General features: G+C 45.4%; 12 protein-coding genes. 10 read left to right on the top strand and 2 right to left on the bottom strand.

Annotated features, from left to right (window positions below):
• Positions 1–47: 47 nt before the first annotated feature.
• Positions 48–692, bottom strand: a complete 645-nt coding sequence (locus RIH33_RS11925; protein ID WP_406653079.1) for a cation transporter — start codon at positions 690–692, stop codon at positions 48–50.
• Positions 693–867: 175 nt separating this feature from the next.
• Here RIH33_RS11925 and RIH33_RS11920 point away from each other — a divergent pair, with 175 nt between their 5' ends.
• Positions 868–3,423, top strand: a complete 2,556-nt coding sequence (locus RIH33_RS11920; protein WP_406653078.1) for an RICIN domain-containing protein — start codon at positions 868–870, stop codon at positions 3,421–3,423.
• A gap of 5 nt (positions 3,424–3,428) precedes the next feature.
• On the opposite strand, the gene RIH33_RS11915 is transcribed toward RIH33_RS11920, so the two are convergent.
• Complete coding sequence (locus RIH33_RS11915; RefSeq protein ID WP_406653077.1) at positions 3,429–4,250, bottom strand: AraC family transcriptional regulator; 822 nt, start codon at positions 4,248–4,250, stop codon at positions 3,429–3,431.
• 306 nt (positions 4,251–4,556) lie between these two features.
• Here RIH33_RS11915 and RIH33_RS11910 point away from each other — a divergent pair, with 306 nt between their 5' ends.
• From RIH33_RS11910 to RIH33_RS11870, 9 genes are all read left to right on the top strand, one after another.
• On the top strand, positions 4,557–5,954 hold the full coding sequence (locus RIH33_RS11910) for a hypothetical protein (RefSeq protein WP_406653075.1): 1,398 nt from the start codon (positions 4,557–4,559) through the stop codon (positions 5,952–5,954).
• A 22-nt stretch (positions 5,955–5,976) separates the two neighbouring features.
• Entirely contained in the window at positions 5,977–7,383 is a 1,407-nt protein-coding gene (locus RIH33_RS11905; RefSeq protein WP_406653073.1) for a hypothetical protein, read from the top strand.
• A gap of 5 nt (positions 7,384–7,388) precedes the next feature.
• A complete protein-coding gene (locus tag RIH33_RS11900) occupies positions 7,389–10,412 on the top strand; it encodes a SusC/RagA family TonB-linked outer membrane protein (protein ID WP_406653071.1) in 3,024 nt (1,007 codons plus the stop codon).
• A 65-nt stretch (positions 10,413–10,477) separates the two neighbouring features.
• Positions 10,478–12,043, top strand: coding sequence for a RagB/SusD family nutrient uptake outer membrane protein (locus RIH33_RS11895; protein ID WP_406653069.1), 1,566 nt, complete (start codon positions 10,478–10,480; stop codon positions 12,041–12,043).
• A gap of 9 nt (positions 12,044–12,052) precedes the next feature.
• Positions 12,053–13,702 carry a glycoside hydrolase gene (locus RIH33_RS11890; RefSeq protein ID WP_406653067.1) on the top strand — a complete coding sequence of 550 codons (1,650 nt, stop codon included), beginning with the start codon at positions 12,053–12,055 and terminating at the stop codon, positions 13,700–13,702.
• A 3-nt stretch (positions 13,703–13,705) separates the two neighbouring features.
• On the top strand, positions 13,706–15,250 hold the full coding sequence (locus tag RIH33_RS11885; protein ID WP_406653065.1) for a glycoside hydrolase: 1,545 nt from the start codon (positions 13,706–13,708) through the stop codon (positions 15,248–15,250).
• A gap of 2 nt (positions 15,251–15,252) precedes the next feature.
• A complete protein-coding gene (locus tag RIH33_RS11880; RefSeq protein WP_406653064.1) occupies positions 15,253–18,042 on the top strand; it encodes a sugar-binding domain-containing protein in 2,790 nt (929 codons plus the stop codon).
• A complete protein-coding gene (locus RIH33_RS11875) occupies positions 18,035–19,558 on the top strand; it encodes an arylsulfatase (RefSeq protein ID WP_406653062.1) in 1,524 nt (507 codons plus the stop codon). The genes RIH33_RS11880 and RIH33_RS11875 overlap by 8 nt, the downstream gene beginning before the upstream one ends.
• Complete coding sequence (locus tag RIH33_RS11870) at positions 19,555–20,979, top strand: sugar porter family MFS transporter (RefSeq protein ID WP_406653060.1); 1,425 nt, start codon at positions 19,555–19,557, stop codon at positions 20,977–20,979. Before RIH33_RS11875 ends, RIH33_RS11870 begins: the two co-directional genes overlap by 4 nt.
• The last annotated feature ends 15 nt before the right edge of the window (positions 20,980–20,994 follow it).

The raw sequence follows: 20,994 nt of genomic DNA, 5'->3' as shown, positions 1-20,994 counted from the left end.
GTATTTGAGGTAGACAAGACAATGAAGCCGCAAAACCCAATGGACTTCTAGTCACAGCAATGGTCAGCGAACCCTAAGGTTCTGGTTCTGGCCTTTTCAAAAGCTTCCTGTCCTTCTTTGAAAGCATACCAGGCAATTCCAAGGCTGCCCAGCGCATCTACATAGGGGATTTTGAAAAATTCATACAAAACACTGGAACCCAGTAATATGAAGGAAAGGTAAAAGCAGGTTTTGGTACAGTTGGCATCTGAAATGATGGGCTCACTCTTTAGTGCCTGCCCAACTTTTAATTTCTGCCGGTACAAAATGTACATGGTAAGAATAGAGATGGTGGAAATGATGATTCCAACAATGGTGGTTTCCGGATTAGCCTGATAGAGGATAGAGAGGATGGCACCAATAACTAATCCCGCAACCAGCAGGTAGAAGGCAGTGCCGGTTATTTTGAGTGCAGTAATTTCAAATTGATCTCTACGCTCGATGGGGTGTTTTTTCATTCTCACAATCATGTGTGCAATGCCAATACCAGAGAGAACCTCGACAAAACTATCCACCCCAAAACCAAAGAGTGCCAATGTTTCATCCGCTGCTCCGAACGTGGTAGAAACAATTCCTTCTATCAGATTATAGAGGATGGTGATGGCAGCCAGTAGCAAGGCGGTGTTTTGTTGACTTAGATGAGTGTCGTTCATGAGATACAGGTTATTTAATAATGTAACCGATTAAGGACGATACATCGTATGGTTTCGCAATATTTCAATTCACGCAACTCAAAGGTGTGGTATTTTGCATATTTCATAATTAATAGTCCATTTAATTCACATTAATGTTTTCAATCTTTCATTTTCAATCAACAACTAAATGAAAATGATGAAGAAAATTTACTTTGTAGCCATTTGTCTCCTGTGCATGGGGCCGGTTTTCGGGCAATCCATCCAGGTGAATCCTGATGTAAGGTATCAGACCATAGACGGTTGGGGTACTTCGTTGTCCTGGTGGGCAAATATTGTAGGTACCTGGCCGGATTCTGTCATTCAGGCGGTAAGCGAAGACCTTACTGACACGGATGAATTGAATATGAATGTTTTTAGGTATAACATTCACGGAGGGGATGATCCTGCAGTTCATAGTGGTACCAACGCTAATCACTTTAGATGGGACTCTGGCGAAATTACCAGCTATAAGACATCAAGTGGCAGTAGTTATACCTGGACCGCCAACGCAGCTCAGCGAAAAGTTCTGCAAAAGCTGCTTCAGTTGAGAAGCGGATCGATTCTTGAAGCTATTTCCTATACTCCGCCATATTGGATGACGGTTAGTGGTTGCTCAGCTGGTGGAGTAGGAGGAGCGGAGAATTTGAGTGCAGCGATGGTGGATGATTACGCTGATTTTCTTACAGATATTGTAAAGTACTATCACGATTCACTGGGGATCACTTTCGGTACAGTCAGCGGGTTAAATGAGCCGGGATCCAATCATTGGTCCTTTGGTGGTAGTCAGGAAGGGTGCGCAATAGGCCAGGAACGTCAGCGTGAGGTGATTGCAGAGCTGTATAGCCAACTCCAAAGCAAAGGAATGCTTGCGTACTGTGGGGTGAGTGCAGCTGATGAGTATAGCATAGACTATACAGCCAGTACCCTTCAGAACTACCTTCATACAGACAATCTGTTTGATAAACTTTTGCAAATCAATACGCATAGCTATGCCGGGAGCAAGCGTTCGGCCGTATCTGAAGCAGCGCACAGTCGGGGGCTGAAGCTCTGGCAGTCGGAATCCGGACCACTGGGCGTTGGTTCTACAGGGATTGAAAATCATCTGGTCATGGCTCAGCGAATCATGCTGGATCTCAATCGCATGCATACCACGGCATGGGTGGACTGGCAGGCGGTGAGTACCGACTATCGTTGGGGTTTTTATACACTGGATACCACTACTCAAACGCTCACCAAACAAAAGTCGTATTACGTACGAAAGCAAATGTCAAAGTACATTAAAGCGGGCTACCAGATTATTTTCACGGGTGACGATAATGTGGTGGCGGCGTTGAATCCAGCCAAAACAGAACTTGTGATGGTGGCTATCAACAACACGGCCAGTTCTAATGCGATCTCCTGTGATCTCTCCGGATTTACTTCAGTGGGGAGTTCAGCACAGACCATTCGCACATCTGCAAGTGAGAATGCCGCCACACTGAGCAATACTTCCATTACAAGTAGTACGCTGAGCTATACTGCTCCTGCTTACAGCATTACCACTTTTGTAGTTGGTGTGACAACACCCTCAGAGCCTTCGCCATTAGCAGATGGTCTCTATATGATTAAGGCCAAGCACAGCGATAAGTACTTTTCTGTGGCAGGGGCTACTTCCACCAGTGGGTCGGTAATAGAACAGTGGAGTTATGTTGATCAGGATAACCTCAAGTTTACTGTGGAGAAAGTCGGGTTAGACTATGTGATAAAGCCCAGATATAATGAGCTGACACTTGGTATTGATGGTGCCGGAACCGGAAACGGTGCCGCTCTGAAGCAGCTCACTGAGGAGGGCAAGGATCATCAGCGATTTGTTGCCGTGCCAGTGGGCTCAGGGTACTACAAAATCGTCAATAAAAATAGTGGTAAATATCTGGCTGTATCGGGAGAAAGTACCACCAATGGAGCCGACGTGGTGCAGTGGGCAGATTTAGATACGGATAATTTTTACTGGTCTTTTGAGTCTGTGAGCCCAGGTACCACCATTTCTGACGGCACCTATATGATCAAAGCGAATCATTCTGGTAAGTACATGTCTGTGGCGGGGTTTTCATCTGAAAATGGAGCCATTATAGAGCAGTGGTCGTATTTGAATCAGGATAACCTGAAGTTTGAAGTAACAGCCGGACTCGATGGATACTACCAATTTCGTCCGGTATACAATCAAAAAGTAATAACCATTAATGGAGGTTCTACCGGTAATGGAGCCGTAGTGGATCTATACACAGACCTTGAGGCTGAGAACCAGAAGTTTTCAATCACTTCTGTGGGATCAGGACTGTACAGGATTACCCCTAAACATGCTACTTCCAAATCCCTGGCTGTCACGGGTGCGAGCTTGATCAACGGTGCGGATGTTATTCAATGGGAATACCTTGGTTATGGTAATTATCAATGGGTTTTTGAATCTGTCTCGGGTTCGAGGTATGCCGCAGAGAAGGAACCACTGGCATCAGTGAGTGTATATCCAAATCCGGCGCAGGATCGATTGTATGTGACCTCAGGTCAACCGCTGGAGTCCGTGAGGTTACTTACGGTGAGCGGACAAGAGCTTGTTTATCAGCGGAATGTGGAATATATGGACATTTCTCTATCAAACCTTAGCAAAGGATTGTATTTGTTAGAGATTGTCACACCAGCTGGAAGCGAAGTACGTAAGGTAGTGATCCGATAAACTACCTAGAGATTTTTGCGATAGACTGACGGAGAAGAACCCATATACTTTTTAAATACACGGGAAAAATAAAGGGGATCCTGAAAGTCCAGTTTGTAACCAATCTCTTTAACGGAAAGGTCTGTGAGGTTCATCAGCTCACAGGCCTTTTGTATTTTGATGAGGTTAAAAAAATGTATGAGGGAATATCCGGTTTTATTTTTGAAAAGAGTGAACAGCGTTGAAGATGACCGGTTGAACCGCTTTTCGATATCGTCGATTCTAATGGATTCAAAAATGCGGTCATTGAGGTATTCGGTTATACTGTTTACCAACGCGTCGTTGTAAGACTCGGTTTTGGTGTTGGATTTTAGCGAGTAATAAATAAACGACCCCAATAGCTTGTGTAGGAGCATGCTGGAGTACTCAAAAACCTGCTCTGTAAATCCCAGCTTGTAGATGTCAAGAATGTACTCAAACTCTGCTATTTTATTTTGCTGATAGGGGATAGATACTGGCTTACCGTGATTGAGTTCGGTAAATCGTCGAAATATGTGGTCAGCGCTGGCTCCATAGAAGTGTACCCAATAGATTGTCCATGGATGTGTTTTATTCGAATGGTAAGTGTGTGTTTTTTCACGTTCAATGATGTAAAAACAATTGGGAACCAGATCATAATATTTACCGTCCACCTTGATGCCCCCTTTCCCGTCGATGCAGTAGATAAGTATGTATTCGGGGCAGCCTTTGGGACGTTTGCGGTAATGCGAGAGGGCATTTGGAAAATACCCGATATCTGTAATGAAGAGGTTGTTGGTTAGGGCTCGTTTGGTTTGAGTATGGAGCATTCCTCGGGGAATTACCACAATTTTTTCGCCCTTAAAACCTCGGTTTAATGATTTGTTTTTCTGCATGTTATGTCAGTTTAACACCTTCAATATAGTACAATATTTTAATATTAAAAGTTGGGATATTGTCCATGTTATTACAAGAAAACTCCATTTGCTTTAATTATGAAAATGATAATTTTGGAATCGTTAACGAAGCGAAAACTAACAAAATGATGAATTTACCCCGGGCAAGTTGTTAGATATTCGGTATCTGTCACTTTTATTACCTAACACCTAAATGAGTTTATATCAAACTAAAAGTCTATGTCATATTTTAACCAGAGTTTTTTAATCGTTTGGTGCATTGCCCTGCTATTTTTTCAGGGATGCACTGAAGAGAACCCGGATGTTTCTTCGGAGCCTGTATTAAACATTCAGGATGTGGTTACTAGTCTGCCTGGGCAGAGATTGCAAGTAAGTGGATTGATATCTGATCCTGCCGGTATTGCTACAGTAGAAATAGAATACCTGGATTGGTCACTGGACAAGGTGATCAAATTGAAGGAAACACCGACGCAATATGATTTTCATTATGAATTTGATGTTCCTGGTGAGGCAGAGGTCAATTCTGTTCATGAATTTCGATTGTCAGCAACTAATCAAGCCGGTCTGTCTACTACTAAGACCATTCAGGTAAGTCTCTCAGCTGATAATCAAGCGCCTCAGATCGTTATAGCGAGTCCTTCTGATGGAGGTACCTACATAGCTGGTCCGGATAGTGAGTTTACGCTGGCGTTTGAGGTCAACGATCCGTCAAATATTGCCTATGTCAAGGTAGTAGGGGGTGGATTGTTAGAGACCATTGAGTTAGCTGACCAGAGCTATTCCTTTTCCAGAGATCTGGATTTTTCTGTAGCAGGAGTTGTTACTTTTCAGATTACGGCGGCAGATGCTGTTGGCAATCTCAGTACGAAAACCATTAGTGTCAATGTAGAAGAGTCCTTGACATTTCCGGCGATGTACCTGGCAGATATCGCTGAGGAGTCGGCGTTGACCTCTGATGTGATGGGAGTGCCACTTCCGGCGCTTAGCAGTACTACTGAGGGAGAAGAGGGTAAGGTTTTTACCATTAAATATTATAGCCCTGCAGCGAATACAGAAGTACGATTTGTTCCTCAAAAGAGCTCCTTTAAACCGTTTGTTTTTGGTAGCACCACCCCGGGTGAATTGGCCATTAGTACAGATGGTGCCATAGATGCCATAGTGTTGGAGGAAAAAGGCTATTATGAGATTAGTATGAATCTTATCACCATGACTTACACCACTACCCCTTACCAGCCTACAGATGCCACATTTGATTTTGTGCAGGTAGTCGGTACTGGCGTGGAGATAGGCGGAGCCAGCACTTGTGCAAGCAATGCTGACCCTGCAACAGAACAGTGTTGGCATTTTGGATCAGGAAAAAGGTTAACTAAAGACCCAGACAACCCATACAGGTTTACAGGTCAGATGACTCTCAAAGATCAAGGGAATGGTGGTAGCAATGGATTTATTCTCAATTCAAATGATGCAGGGTGGAGTCCATTTTGGCGGTTCGATGCGGTGGAAACTTCTATTGCCGTTCCGAACGGGGGTACCGACTACACTTTTACAGCGGATGTGTACGGTGTTTACCAGGTTGTTTTCGACACTCATCTGAATCGCATTCAGATTAAGAAATAACGCTAACTGACTAAACTTTAAAATGATGATACAAAAAAATAACATATATGGTATTCTGGCCCTGTTCTTTCTGGCGCTAGGGTACGGCTGTGCGGAGGAGGGTTTTGAAATCCCGGATTCAGAAGCGCGAATTGTGGATGCCGCGGTGTCTCGCAGCCTTCCAGGCGGGGAAGCAACAGTATCGGCTACCATTACAGATCCGGTAGGGATCAGTGAGGTAACAATCGTACAGGACAACTGGTCCATCAGCGAGTCGATAGCGGTAGGGAATGAAACCAGCTACACTTTGGATTATAAGCTTAACATTCCTGATTCGGCTAAGGTAGGTGGGCAATACATGTTGATGTTGTGGGTAACCAATGCCAACAATGTGGAAGTTCGTGATACTCTTACTTTATCACTTTCACTTGATACTGAAGGGCCAACAATTATCAACAACACCGCAAAGGGAGTAGTTTTTATGATTGATGGAAGCGATGTTACATTGGACCTTAAGATAGAAGATGCTGAAGACATCACTACGCTGACGATTTCAAATGAAGCCTTTTCCGATGAGGTGGCCATCAACTCTGTTTCATATCAATACAAAAAGGCCCTTAATTTCTTAAAGGAGGGCAATTATGAATTGGAAGTTACAGCAATGGATGTGAGTGGGAATACTACCACTGAGCATATTCTGCTGATCGTTAGAGCACCTTTTGAGCAGATGTATCTTGCTGATGTTAATACTGATGCTGAGTTGCAGGCGGCCTTAATGGGAGTTCCTGTAAGGGTTGGCGATGTGGAAGATGAAGCCATGAAAGGAAAGGCCTTCCAGGCTAAATACTACAATCATACCGCCAATACAGCGGTGAGATTCATTCCAAGCAAAGATTCATTTGCCCCACTGACCATTGGCGCAGGCTCAGAGGCGAATACCCTCCAACTTGCTGTGGATGCAGCGGTGGATCCTATCGTTTTAACTGAGGTAGGTTACTATGAAATACTCATCAATCTCGAGGACCTTTCTTACACTGCCGAAACCTATGTGGCTGTAGATAGTGCTTACGCCTACACGATGGTGATGGGAACAGGAATCCGGGTAAACGGTGCCAGTACCTGCGAGCAAAATGCAGATCCATCTGTGACCCAGTGCTGGCACTTTGCCAGTGGTAAAAGGTTGACAAAGGACGCAAACAATCCTTACTTGTTTCACGGTGAGTTGGAATTTTACGATCAGGATCCCTCCAGAGACAATGAAGGAGGTTTCATACTTGGAGCGAATGAGAACGGCTGGAGTGACTTCTGGAGATTTGACAATAGCACTGAACCAGAAGCCAGTGTGCGCAACGGCGGAAGTAATTATTCCTTTACCGAAGATGCATTTGGTACCTATGAGTTCAGCTTTGATACTCACCTAAATTATGTACGTCTTACCCCTAAAAAATGATGAAGATGATAAGAAATACTCTATTAACTGCCTTCACTTTTATGCTGGCACTCACTGCGTGGGCACAGCAGCAGGTGAGCGGTACAGTGTCAGCTGAAGGAGAGTCGCTTCCGGGAGTTACTATCCTGGAGGAAGGAACCACCAACGGTACCATTACCGATATGGATGGCAAGTTCAAATTTACCTTGCAGGGAGAAAACCCCGTGGTGGTGGTCTCTATGGTTGGGTTTAAAACAGAGCGAATTGCTATAGCCGGCCAGTCTAGTTTGAACATCAGCCTTACTGAAGATGTGCATGATCTTGAAGAGGTGGTGGTGATCGGATATGGTACTGCTACTAAGAAAGAAATTACCTCATCAATCAGTACGGTCAAGGGAGAGGATCTTACCAAGATGACGGTAGGGAATGTCTCAGAAACCATGCAAGGACTTGCCTCTGGTGTACAGGTAATCAGTGGAGGTGGGGGCCCTGGGGCTTCACCACAGATTTTGATTCGTGGTATAGTCACCAATCGCGATACCAGTCCGTTGATTGTTGTGGATGGGGTGGCACTACCACAAGGCTCCAATCTTAACTTTTTGAACCCATCGGACATTGATAATATTCAGATTTTGAAGGATGCTTCTGCCACGTCTATATATGGCACGCGGGCATCAAATGGAGTCATTATCATCAATACAAAAAGGGGTAAATCAGGAGAGCCCGAATTCTCATTTAGTGCTTCCTATGGTCTGAAAGGGCTGGAAAAACCACAAGTGGCAGATGCGCAGGAGTATGCCCGGGTGATGAACGCACGTGCCGTTAGTGACGGATTACCAGAACCATACGATCTGAGCACAATCAACGAGTCTACAGATTGGTGGGAGGAAGTATATAAGGACAATGCCAGCGTGGAGAATTACAATCTGCAATTATCAGGAGGAAGCTCAAAACTGAATTACCTGTCAAGTATTGGGTATCATAAGTCTAAGTCCCATCTTGAAAAAGGCTACTGGGAGCGAATTACCGGTAGGGTCAATATCGACTATTCCATTACGGATAAATTGTTTCTGCAGCAAGATTTCAACCCACGCTACGAGCACTGGGAGAACACTCCCAATCAGTTCTGGAGTACGTTAAGAATAGATCCTTTGACTCCTGTATACATTCCTGTTGATGAGCGTGATGGCCGCAATGAATTCAGCATTTATGCGCGCTCTAACAACTATGTATGGAATCCGGTGGGGAGTGTGAACCGCTCGTTTAACGAAACCAGATTCTTTGGATTCTTTTCGAATACCAATCTGGAATACGACATCACTGATTTCCTTTCAGTTTCATCTCGCATAGGGTTGAATTTTGGACAAACGCGCAATGAAGTCTTCAATCCGCAGTTTGTGATCGAGCCCAATCTGGAAGAGAACCAGCAAAGCAGTGTGGCTACGCAGTTTAATCATACGTTTAGCTACGTTTGGAATAACCTCGCAACTTTCAATAAGTCCTTCGGTGATCATAAGTTGAACGCCACCGTAGGATATACGGCTGAATATTATCAGGAGAATTACCTGCGTGGAAGTCGTACAGACATCATCCTCAATGATGAAAAATTCAGGTATCTGGATGCCACGACTGGTGAATCTATCCAGGCCAATGGCAACGAAGATGCCAACTCCCTGATGTCATATTTGGGTCGGGTGATGTACAACTACGATCAAAAGTACTTTGTGTCAGCATCGTACCGTAGGGATGGGTCCTCCAGATTTCCTACGGCTAATCAATGGGCAAATTTCTTCAGTACATCCGCCGCATGGGACATTAGCAGCGAGTCCTTTTTCAATGTGCCTTTTGTCTCCAATCTTAAACTCAAAGCCGGATTTGGACAGGTAGGAAACCAAAACATACCCTCCTCTGCATTCTTATTTTTGGTAGAAGACGGCAGCTATGTCTTTGGCGAAAATGAAGACAGGGTAATTACCAATCAGATCACTCAGTTTGGTAACTCTAATCTGCAATGGGAGACGGTACAGGATGTCAATGTAGGTATTGAAGCGGGTTTGTTTAAGGATCAGGTCACTGTATCCGTAGAGCGGTATGTGAAGGAATCAAAGGACTTACTTTTCGCTACTACACTTCCCCTGTACACAGGAAGTCCTAGTAACATTATGCAAAATGTAGGAAGCTTTGAATCCAAAGGCTGGGATATCTCAGTAGGATACAACAATCAGATAGGCGATTGGCAAATCAATGCACTCGCTACCGTGAATACCAACGAAAGTAGAGCAAAGGCTCTCGCTCCGGGTAATGATCAACTCCTGGCACAAAAACAGGAGGTTCTTGGAAATAGCTTTCTGAAAATCACCCAGCTCGGAGAAGTTGTTGGATTATTCTACGGTTATGAAACCGATGGCATTTTCCAGAATCAAACAGAAATCAACAGCCACTCCAGTGATAATGGAGATTTGGTTCAGCCAAGTGCACAGCCTGGTGACCTTAAGTTTGTTGATCAAAACAATGATGGTCAACTCAATGAGGATGACCTGACAATCATTGGTAATCCATTTCCTGACTTCTATGCTGGGTTAAATGTCTCAGCGGCCTACAAAAACATTGATTTCACTATGCAGTGGTATGCTTCTATTGGCAATGATGTGTACAATTATATGAAGTACTTCCAAACCTCAGGTGCGGGTAGTACCAATGTAAGAAAAGGGCTCTTCAATGATGTTTGGAGTGAGTCCAACCTTGATGCTTCCATCCCAAGGCTCACGGAGAATGATCCCAATGGAAACTTCAAGCGTTCTTCCGACTATTTCGTAGAGGATGGTTCATATGCACGATTGAAGAACCTCCAGGTAGGATATACCATCAACTCAGTAAAAAACACGAAGATGAGGGTATATGTATCCGGACAAAACCTCTGGACAATTACCAAATACAGTGGGTTTGACCCGGAGGTGACTTCCGGAGGGATCATCAATGGATATGGTATGGATTACGGTGGGTACCCAATGAACAGAACCTTTGTGCTAGGTCTTGATTTGAACTTCTAAAAGTGAACGTAAAATGGCCTTGGAGTGATTTCAGGCCATTTGTGAACAACAAAAAATATTCAATTATGAAAAAGATATTCATTCTACTTTCAGTGGTACTTTTCAGTGCCTGTGAAGACTTTCTCGAAGAGCCTGTACGGTCAAAACCGACACTTACAGAAATATTTTCCAGTCAGGAATCTGTGGAGAGCTTTGTGAATGGCGCCTATGATGGTGTCATGGAAAATGACTGGTGGCAAATTAATTTCTTTCGTCAGATTACAGACATGGCTACGGACGACTGCTGGGCGGGAAATACTGAGCAGTCACGTCCGGATATCCTTACCATTGCGCATTTTGACAATGTAGACGTAGGATCTTCTTACTTCATGAATTTCTGGAACTATCAGTTTCGTGGAATCACCCGATGTAACCTGATCATACAGGAAATGGATAATGTCGATTTTGATGAAAACCTCAAAAAAAGATTTCAGGGAGAAGCCAAATTTTTGAGAGCTCATTTTTACTTTGAGCTGGTGAAGAATTTTGGCGGAGTGCCTATCATTACCACATTTGATGAGCTTCTAAAGTCAGAAATTCGCGAATACGTCAGGAAGCCTGAGGCTGAAGTGTGGGCGCTCATCGAGCAGGACCTCACGGATGCCATTGATTTGCTGCCACTCAAAAGTGAGTATGCTGCCGGCGATATGGGACGAGCTACTAAGGGTGCCGCTCAATCGTATTTGGCAAAGGCATATCTCTTTCAGGAAAAATGGCAGGAAGCCGCAGATATGGCAGCCTTGGTGATCGCCTCTGGTGAGTACCAGCTTGAGCCTAGTTTCGATGATGTGTGGAGTGTGGTCAATCCAAACGGAGTTGAGTCCATTTTTGAAATACAGTTCAGATCTGATCCGACTTTTAGTATCGGCGGAGTGTTTGGTGTCACCACAGGTTCTCGTGAAGATGGTGGTTGGAGCTGGTGTGTACCTTCCAGCAACCTGGAGCAGGCATACCTGGCAGAGGGTGATAACATTCGCCTGCGTAATACCATTATAAAGCATGGAGAGCCGGTGTATGGTGATCCTGAGGTGACCGAGTTCGACGCGGGTCTCTCCAGGAATAAGTCTGCACGTATCAATCGTAAGTTTTACATTCCTACAGCCTATCGTGAGACACCTTACAGTCCCCGCAATCTGCCACTCAATCACATTTTGATGCGCTATGCAGACCTAATACTCATCTATGCCGAGGCGTCGTATTTTGCCGGTGATGAAGGCGAGGCTGTAGCTAAGCTGAAGATGATTAGAGATCGGGTCAGTCTTACTACAGATATGTCTCTGTCAGGTACAGCCCTGCGAGATGCCATCTGGAAGGAGCGAAGACTGGAGCTGGCACTTGAGCAGCACAGACTATATGATTTGCGCAGACAAAAGGTGAATGGTGTTCCACGAATAGCCTCTGTATTAGGGCCAAATGGATCTTTTGTGAAATACAATACTCAGGAAAGTACGGATGAGTATGAGCTGGGCAACCTAAAGGAGAAGCAGAGCAAGGGTTCAACCTTCGATGTGAACAAGCACCTCGTTTGGCCGATACCACACAGTGAAATTGTCCTTAGTGAAGGGCGAATAGAGCAAAATCCGAATTACTAACGAGTATAAATGCAACTTAAGAATCTCAAAACATTATTCATCGCCGTTGTTGTGGTGTTTTCATTCACTGCATGTGAAGATGACTTTACTGATCCCAATGATCCTAAGTTTGGGGGTGATAACTCTGGCAAAGGCCTGATCATAGACCTTGATACCAAATACCAAAGGATGCACCATTTTGGTGCATCTGATGGTTGGTCATCTGAAACCCTCGGAGAAAACTGGCCGATCGAAGATCGGGAAATGATTGCGGAGTTATTCTTCAGTAAAGAATTTGACAGCAGCGGAAAACCAAAAGGAATTGGGTTGTCCATGTGGCGAGTCAATGTGGGTGCAGGCAGTGCTAATATGGAAAATAGTGGTTTCCAGGCCAGCGGTTGGTTCAGGGAAACTGAGTGTGCGTTGCAGCCGGATGGTTCTTATGATTGGGAAAATAATCAGGTAGGTACGCGGTGGTTTATGAAAAAAGCCAGGGAGTACGGGGTAGATTATTTCACAGGTTGGGTTACTTCAGCTCCGTACTTCATGACCAAAAACGGCTATACTTTTTGTACCCCTGGTACTGCCGGTTTAAACCTCCAGGAAGATAAGTATGACGACTTTGCAGGGTACCTTCATTCGTTTCTCAACTATCACCGGGAGGCGGGTTTACCGATTGATTATCTGAGTATTATCAATGAGCCACAGTGGGCATGGCAAGCGGAAGTTGGAGAATCCAAGCAGGAGGGTAGCTACTGCTCCAATGAGGAAGCTTTTAACCTGACCCGGGCCATTCATGAGGTGTTTGAAGCAGAAGGCCAACCAACCAAGATGTTGCTCCCGGAAGCTGGTGACTTGCCAGTATTGCACAGCTATGTGGCCAACCATGCACCTACATCAGATCAGGTGAATGTTTTTTGGAATCCCACAAGCGACCTGTATCTGGGTAACATGAATACTGTGGCTCCCCTGGTGGCTGGTCATAGTTATTGGTCGAATCAAACTGTAGAAACGGCCATTGACAATAGAAAGGCTCTGCTTAGCAAGACCAATCAACTTGGAGTGGATTTTTGGCAGACGGAGTATAGTTTGCTAGGCACGGCATATCAGGAGGGGAGAAACCCGGATAGTCTGAAGGAAATAGACTACATGCTCTGGCTCGCACGAATCATACATTGGGATGTGACATTGGCCAATGCTACTGGTTGGAACTTTTGGACAGCATGTAGCGCCTCTGATTGGGGTGATCATAGAAATCGTTTTGGTCTTATTGTCTGGTTATCCGATGTGCAAAGCCGGTCGTCTTCTTCCGGTGAGATTATCGTTTCCCGACAGCTTTGGACATTAGGTCACTTTAGCAGATTTATTCGGCCCGGATATGAGCGTATTGCCATTAAAAACAACCTCTATACCACTGAAGCCAAGGCTTCCAGAAACCTAATGGCTTCGGCATACCTCTCCCCGGACAGCAAGGAGTTGGTCATGGTTTTGATCAATTATGGGGATAAAGCAGAGACATTCGGTTTCGAAAATTACGGTGAAGACTTTGAGTTCATTAATAACGAAGTGACGACCTATACCTCCACAAATACCAAAAACATGGAGCCAGCAGTGGAGCCAGCAGAAGAGCTTACGGTATCTCCCAAATCGATTGTAACAGTGGTTGCTAAAATCAAATAGTTTATGGATTTACTTAAAACAGTTTTATTGTTTTCAATTGGTGTGGTATTGTCTTTCAATTCCACCGCCCAACAGCGACTTTCGGTTGATCCTGCGGCCACTTTCCAGACCATTGATGGGTTTGGTGCTTCAGATGCATGGAGAACTCAGTTTGTAGGCAAAAACTGGCCTATTGATAAACGAGAATACATAGCGGACCTTTTGTTCAGCAAAGAGTTGGACAAAAAGGGAAACCCGAAGGGGATAGGACTGTCTGTATGGAGGTATTACATAGGTACGGGTAGCACAGAATTGGGTGATAGTTCGGATATTAAAAACGAATGGCGAAGATCGGAGTGCTTCTTAAATGCCGATGGTACGTGGGACTGGACAAAAAATGCTGGTCAGGAATGGTTCTTGTACGCCGCTCAAAAGCGTGGAGTAGAGAAGTTTTTGGGTTTTTCCATAGCTGCTCCTGTTTCTATGTCCATCAATGGTAAGGGGTATTCCATCAAAGAGGACCCGAGAATCAATGTGAAGCCAGGAAAGTTGGACGATTATGCCAGCTACCTGGTAGAGGTTTTAAAGCATTATCAGGGAAAGGGTATTTCATTCGATTACCTGAGTCCATTCAATGAGCCCCAGTGGGACTGGTCTAAGGCCAATCAGGAAGGAACGGCGGCTACCAATGAGGATATTTTCCTATTTACGAAATACCTGTCTCAGGAACTGCAGCAATCCGGACTGAAAACACAACTCCTGTTAGGGGAGGCCGGAAAGCTTGACTTTTTATATGAAGAGCATGGCGATGAGGCTCGTGGCGATCAGATCGATCATTTTTTCGATGTTAGTTCTCCACTTTATCTGGCAGATCTGCCGCATGTCAGCCCTATGATTACAGGACATAGTTACTTTACCACCTGGCCTTTGTCCTCACAGTATCAGGTCAGAAAAAGACTGCAGGAGAAAATGAGTGCCTACCCTGGCCTGGGCTTCTTGCAAACAGAGTTTTGTATTTTGGAGAAATCACCGGAGATAGGGGCAGGCCAGGAGCGAGATCTGGGCATGAATACTGCCTTGTATGTCGCCAGGGTCATTCATTCAGATATCACCATAGCCCAGTCACAGGGGTGGCAGTGGTGGACGGCACTTACCACTTTTGATTTTAAAGACGGACTTATTTACCTCGATACCGATGACAATTCTGATTTATTCAATCGTGACAGGATGAAGGAAAATGGGCAAGTACGGGAGTCAAAGCTCCTCTGGGCTCTTGGTAATTATTCTCGGTTTGTGCGTCCCGGAATGGTAAGGGTGAGTACCTCACTACAAGGTGAGGGTGACTCTTTGCAGGTATCAGCCTATTTGGACAAAAGTGATTTGGTGGTAGTAATCAACAACCATGAGGACTTTGATCAGAAAATAGAAGTGGGTGATGAGTTCGATGCACAGGATCTATACATCACTGACGCTACCCGAAACCTGGCACATGTGCAGATTCGAAAGGGACAGATCGAAATCCCAAAGAGGTCCGTGGTGACCATCACAGGGAAAATAGAAAGTAACTAACAATGGATAAGCTACTGCATATCGGCCTGCTGCTGTTTTATCTGCTATTTACTACCACAGGTTTTTCGCAAAAACTGGATTTGTCCGGCACATGGCAAGTTCGTGTTGATTCGATGGATCTGGGTTTGAAGGATAGATGGTTCGAACAAACCTTTGATGGGTATGAAATAAGCCTACCTGGCTCCCTCACTGAGAACGGATATGGACGCGATGTAACCGTCAGTACACCATGGACGGGAGAGATCCTTGATAGCTCATGGTACAATGCTCCCAGGTATACTGAGTATCGCCAGCCGGGTAATATCAAAATACCTTTTTGGCTACAGCCAATGAAGCATTACCTGGGTGCCGCCTGGTATCAGCGGGAGATCACTTTGCCGGAAACTACCAATGAACAAATCAGGCTATTTCTGGAACGTCCACATTGGCAAACCACAGTATGGATAGATGGAGTATCAGTAGGAAGCCAAAACTCCCTGGCCACTCCACATGAGTTTTACCTTCCCCCGGTGACTGATGGCAAACATGTAATCACCATTCGAATCGATAACCGGTTAGACACCACAGACGTGGGCAACAGTGCACATAGTGTATCAGATAACACCCAGACCAACTGGAATGGATTAGTAGGCTCCCTTTATCTGGAGTTTTTGCCGGACTATCATATTCAGCAGATCGGAGTATACCCAATCCCCAACTCTGATGATCTGACTATTGCTTTGAAGACTTCAGGTGCTGCTCCATCCGGTATGGTACTGTTTGATGTCTTTGATCCTTCGGGGGAAAGGGTAATATCTACTCAGTTTCCTGCCGGAGACTCTGCGTATCATGTGAAGCTTCCTGTGCCACTTTTCCATTGGGATGAATTTACCCCCCATCTATATACCCTTCGGGCCGAACTACAAAGTGGCGGTGAAGTGCACAACAAGGAAGTTCGTTTTGGACTGAGGACAATTGACACTGAAGGGAGACAGATTACCCTGAATAATAGGCCTATATTCCTGCGTGGAACCCTGGACTGTGCCATTTTCCCAAAAACGGGGTATCCCCCCACCCATGTGGAAGCTTGGAAATCGATTTTTGAAACAGTCAAATCCTATGGGTTAAATCATGTCCGATACCATTCGTGGTGCCCTCCGGAAGCGGCCTTTGATGCTGCTGATGAAATGGGCGTCTATTTGCAGGTAGAAGCTTCAGCCTGGGCCAATACGATCACTTCTAAAATTGGAGATGGTAACCCCATCGATGCCTATATATATGATGAAACGAGGGATATTTTAGATACCTATGGCCACCATCCATCGCTATGCCTGATAGCTTATGGAAATGAACCAGGAGGTAAAAATCAAAAGGATTACTTAACCGAATATGTTCGTTACTTTCAGGAATATGATCCCACGAGGATTTATACTGGTGGTGCGGGTTGGCCGTTTGTGCCTAATGCGGATTTCTACCTGCATGCAGGTCCGAGGTTGCAACATTGGGGGGCCGGGCTGTCCAGTAGTATTAATAGCCTGCCGCCGCAGACTATGGATGATTATGACGAACTGATCGAGTCCATAGAGATGCCATACATCAGTCATGAAATGGGGCAGTGGTGTGTTTATCCAGACTTTGAAGAGATCAGTGAGTACACCGGAGTGCTGAAAGCCAACAACTTTGAGATTTTCCAGGAAGAGCTGCGACGAAAAGGGTTAGGACACTTAGCCACGAGCTATTTGGATGCCTCTGGCCAGCTTCAGGTACTATGCTACAAAGCTGATATGGAAAAATCTATGCGAACAAGGGAAATGGCTGGTTTTCAGCTCTTGGGTTTGCAGGATTTTAGTGGTCAGGGCACGGCACCCATAGGGGTGGTAAATGCATTTTGGCAACCAAAAGGCTATGTGACAAGTGATGAATTTAAATCATTCTGTGATACCACGGTGTTGTTAGCCCGATTACCAAAACGGACATATACCACAGACGAGGTGCTGGAAGCCACCCTGGAAATATCACATTACGGACAGGAAAACCTGAAAGGAAATGTCCACTGGTCAATCCTTGCAGCGGATGTTGTCTTAGACGCAGGCAGCTTTCTGATTACACCGTTCAATCGAAAGTCAGCAGTGGAGCAGGGTAGCATTACATTGGATTTGTCCAGTATTCAGGAGCCGCAAATTCTGACACTAAAGGCAAAAATGGGAGAAATAAGTAACGAGTGGGATTTTTGGGTCTACCCGGAAGTGGAGATCTCCGATGAAATATACCACTCGAATTGGCTTGATAAAAAAGCTAGAAAAGTATTGAGAAAGGGGGGGGGCGTACTTTACAGCCTCCCGAAAAATAGCCTTGGAAAGCAGGCTGGTGGTGATATAGGAGTTGGATTCTCGAGCATCTTCTGGAACACGGCTTATACCAGCGGGCAAAAGCCACATACATTGGGAATATTGGCTAACCCGGATCATCCGGCGCTCAGGGAGTTTCCTACCAGCTATCATAGCGATTGGCAGTGGTGGGACCTTATGTCCCGGGCATCAGCCATTGACCTGGATAAAGTCTCACCTGATTTGAAACCAATTGTACGAATCATAGATGACTGGTTTGAAAACCGGGACCTGGGCCTGCTCTTTGAGGTGCAGGTAGGCAAGGGTAAGTTGTTGGTAAGCAGCGTAGACCTCAAAAACCTTGGTTCTGATCAGCTTCCATCGCGGCAGATGCTGAAAAGCTTGATAGCGTACATGGCAAGTGACGCATTTCAACCTGAAGTAAAAGTGAACTTAATGACCATAGAAAACCTGACAAATGAGTAAGATCCGGCTGATAAAAGTTACGATTGTCCTGATCGTTTTCACACTAATCGGTGCTTCGGCTATGGCCCAGCAGAAACCAAATATTGTGATCATCTATGTCGACGATTTGGGCTATGGTGACATTGGAATTAATGGTGCTGTAGGGGTAAAAACTCCTCATGTAGATGCATTGGCTGCCCGGGGACTCAATTTTACAGATGCTCACAGCGGGGCATCCACCTGCACTCCGTCCAGGTACACCTTGCTCACAGGGAGATATGCTTTTCGTCAGCAGGCCGGCATTCTGCAAGGAGACGCTCCCTTGATTATCGAAACGAATAAGGGGACGCTCCCTAAAATGCTACAGAAAGCTGGCTATACCACCGGCGTGGTGGGCAAGTGGCATTTGGGCTTAGGGAATGGTGATGTCAACTGGAACAAAGAAGTGACTCCTGGACCACGGGAAGTGGGTTTTGATTATAGTTTTCTGATTCCTTCTACTGGTGACCGTGTACCCTGCGTATACCTTGAAAATCAGCAGATTGTTGGTTTGGACCCTTCAGATCCGGTCACTGTGAGTTACCAATATGAGTTGGACGGCTACCCCATCGGAAGTCAGCAACCTGAATTGCTCAAGCAGCATACAGAATCTTACCACCTCGGCAGCATCATCAATGGCTATAGCCGGATCGGCTACATGAGCGGCGGAAGGTCAGCACTTTGGACAGATGAGCAATTTCCATTTGTGTTAAGTGAAAAGGCGCAACGGTTTATGAAAAAAAATGCCAAGCAGCCGTTTTTTCTCTATTTCTCATTGCATGACATTCATCAGCCGAGAGTGCCCAATGTGCAGTTTGTGGAGAAAAGCAGCATGGGTCCAAGAGGAGATGTTATCGCACAGATGGACTGGTGCGTGGGCCAGATTACCCGTACATTGGATTCTCTGGGACTTACGGAAAACACCCTCATACTTTTTACCAGTGATAATGGCCCAATACTCGATGACGGTTATTTGGACTATGCACGTGAGTTGGTGGGAAGCCACAGGCCAGCAGGGCTTTATAGGGGCACCAAATATTCGGTTTATGAAGGTGGTACCCGGGTTCCTACCATTATAAGCTGGCCCGCACGTGTGCAACCAGGTGTGAGTAGCGCTTTGATCAGTCAGGTGGACCTGTATGCTTCTTTGGCGGCGTTGGTGGGACAAAAGGCGATTGATGGAGATGACAGCCAGGATTTACTTTCAGTATGGCTTGGAGAGCAGTATGAAGGAAGGTCTTTCCTGCTGGAAGAGTCTTATACCTATGGCTTGCGCCACGGTAAATGGAAATATATCGCCCCTAAAAATGCAGAAGTGCCACAATGGATTAAGGAAAAATATGTGGACCCTGGTTTTTACCCAACGGCTCAGCTTTTTGATTTGGAAAACGACCCGTACGAGAGCAACAATCTGGCAGAGCGGTATCCTATCGTTGCCAGTAAATTGAAAGGTAAGCTCGAAAGCATATTAACCTCAGATAAATCAGAGACAGAATGACAAAGAATAAGTACAATATTGCGTACCTGCTTGGACTAGCACTCACATCAGCCATGGGTGGCCTCCTTTTTGGTTATGACTGGGTGGTAATCGGTGGAGCCAAACCCTTTTATGAGCTCTTCTTTCAGCTAAAGAATTCTCCCGGGTTACAAGGTTGGGCTATGAGTAGTGCATTGGTGGGCTGTATCATGGGCGCCTTGCTTTCTGGAACAGTCTCTGACAAGTACGGTCGAAAAAATCCACTGATTGGGGCAGCCTTATTGTTTACACTTTCAGCCTTCGGTAGCGGCTACACCGATGATTTCAACTGGTTTATCATCTATCGGCTTATTGGTGGAGTAGGAATAGGACTTGCCTCTACACTTTCACCGATGTACATCGCAGAGGTATCACCCGCAGAGCTAAGAGGCAGGTTCGTGGCCATCAATCAGCTAACCATTGTTATTGGTATTTTGGCTGCGCAAATCACCAACTATTTAATTGCAGAGCCGGTACCCGCTGGTACTACGGATGCAGAGATGCTTGCCTCATGGAATGGGACCATCGGCTGGAGATGGATGTTTTGGGCTGAGCTGGTACCTGCCGGAGCATTTTTCCTGCTCATGTTTGCCGTGCCGAAAAGCCCTCGTTTTTTAGTGAAACTGAGCAATCATGGAGCCGCTCGGGATGTCCTGGAAAAAGTAGGCGGTGCTGACTATGCCCGAGTGGAACTGGAGCGCATTAAGGGTTCGTTTGGAGTGAATGATCGCAAAGTACACTGGAGTGACCTCAGGAAACCAAAAATTAAACCTATAATGGTTTTGGGCATTGTTTTAGCCATTTTCCAGCAGTGGTGCGGCATCAATGTGATCTTTAACTATGCTGAGGAAATCTTTAGTAGTGCCGGGTACAGTGTGGGCGATATGCTCTTCAATATCGTAATTACAGGAAGTGTGAATCTGGTATTCACCCTGGTAGCTATGCAGACAATAGACCGGTGGGGTCGTAAGCGCCTTATGTTGATTGGTTCGGCTGGTCTCGCGCTTATTTATTCTGTTTTGGGACTGAGTTATTTCATGGGCTGGACCGGTTTGCCCATTCTGATCCTGGTGGTCATGGCCATAGCTGTTTATGCCATGTCTCTTGCTCCGGTCACCTGGGTGGTGTTGTCAGAGATCTTCCCAAACCGTGTGCGTGGCCTGGCCATGTCAATATCCACACTCATGTTATGGGTTGCGTCATTTGTTCTGACCTTCACTTTTCCCATTCTGAATTCCACACTCAATGCATATGGTACTTTTTGGATTTACAGCCTCATATGCCTGGCAGGATTTGTATTTATCCGGTCAAAGTTGCCGGAAACAAAGGGTAAAACCCTCGAAGAAATAGAACAGCAATTCAATACCTCAAATGAGGTGAGAGAAGCAATTGAAAACGATTAGATAGAATTAAATATC

Source organism: Marinoscillum sp. (assembly GCF_040222955.1).
In the GTDB taxonomy this organism is placed as follows: Bacteria; Bacteroidota; Bacteroidia; order Cytophagales; family Cyclobacteriaceae; genus Marinoscillum.
The sequence above is the reverse complement of the archived record's forward strand: the minus strand, read 5'-3'. Positions and strand labels throughout refer to the sequence as shown.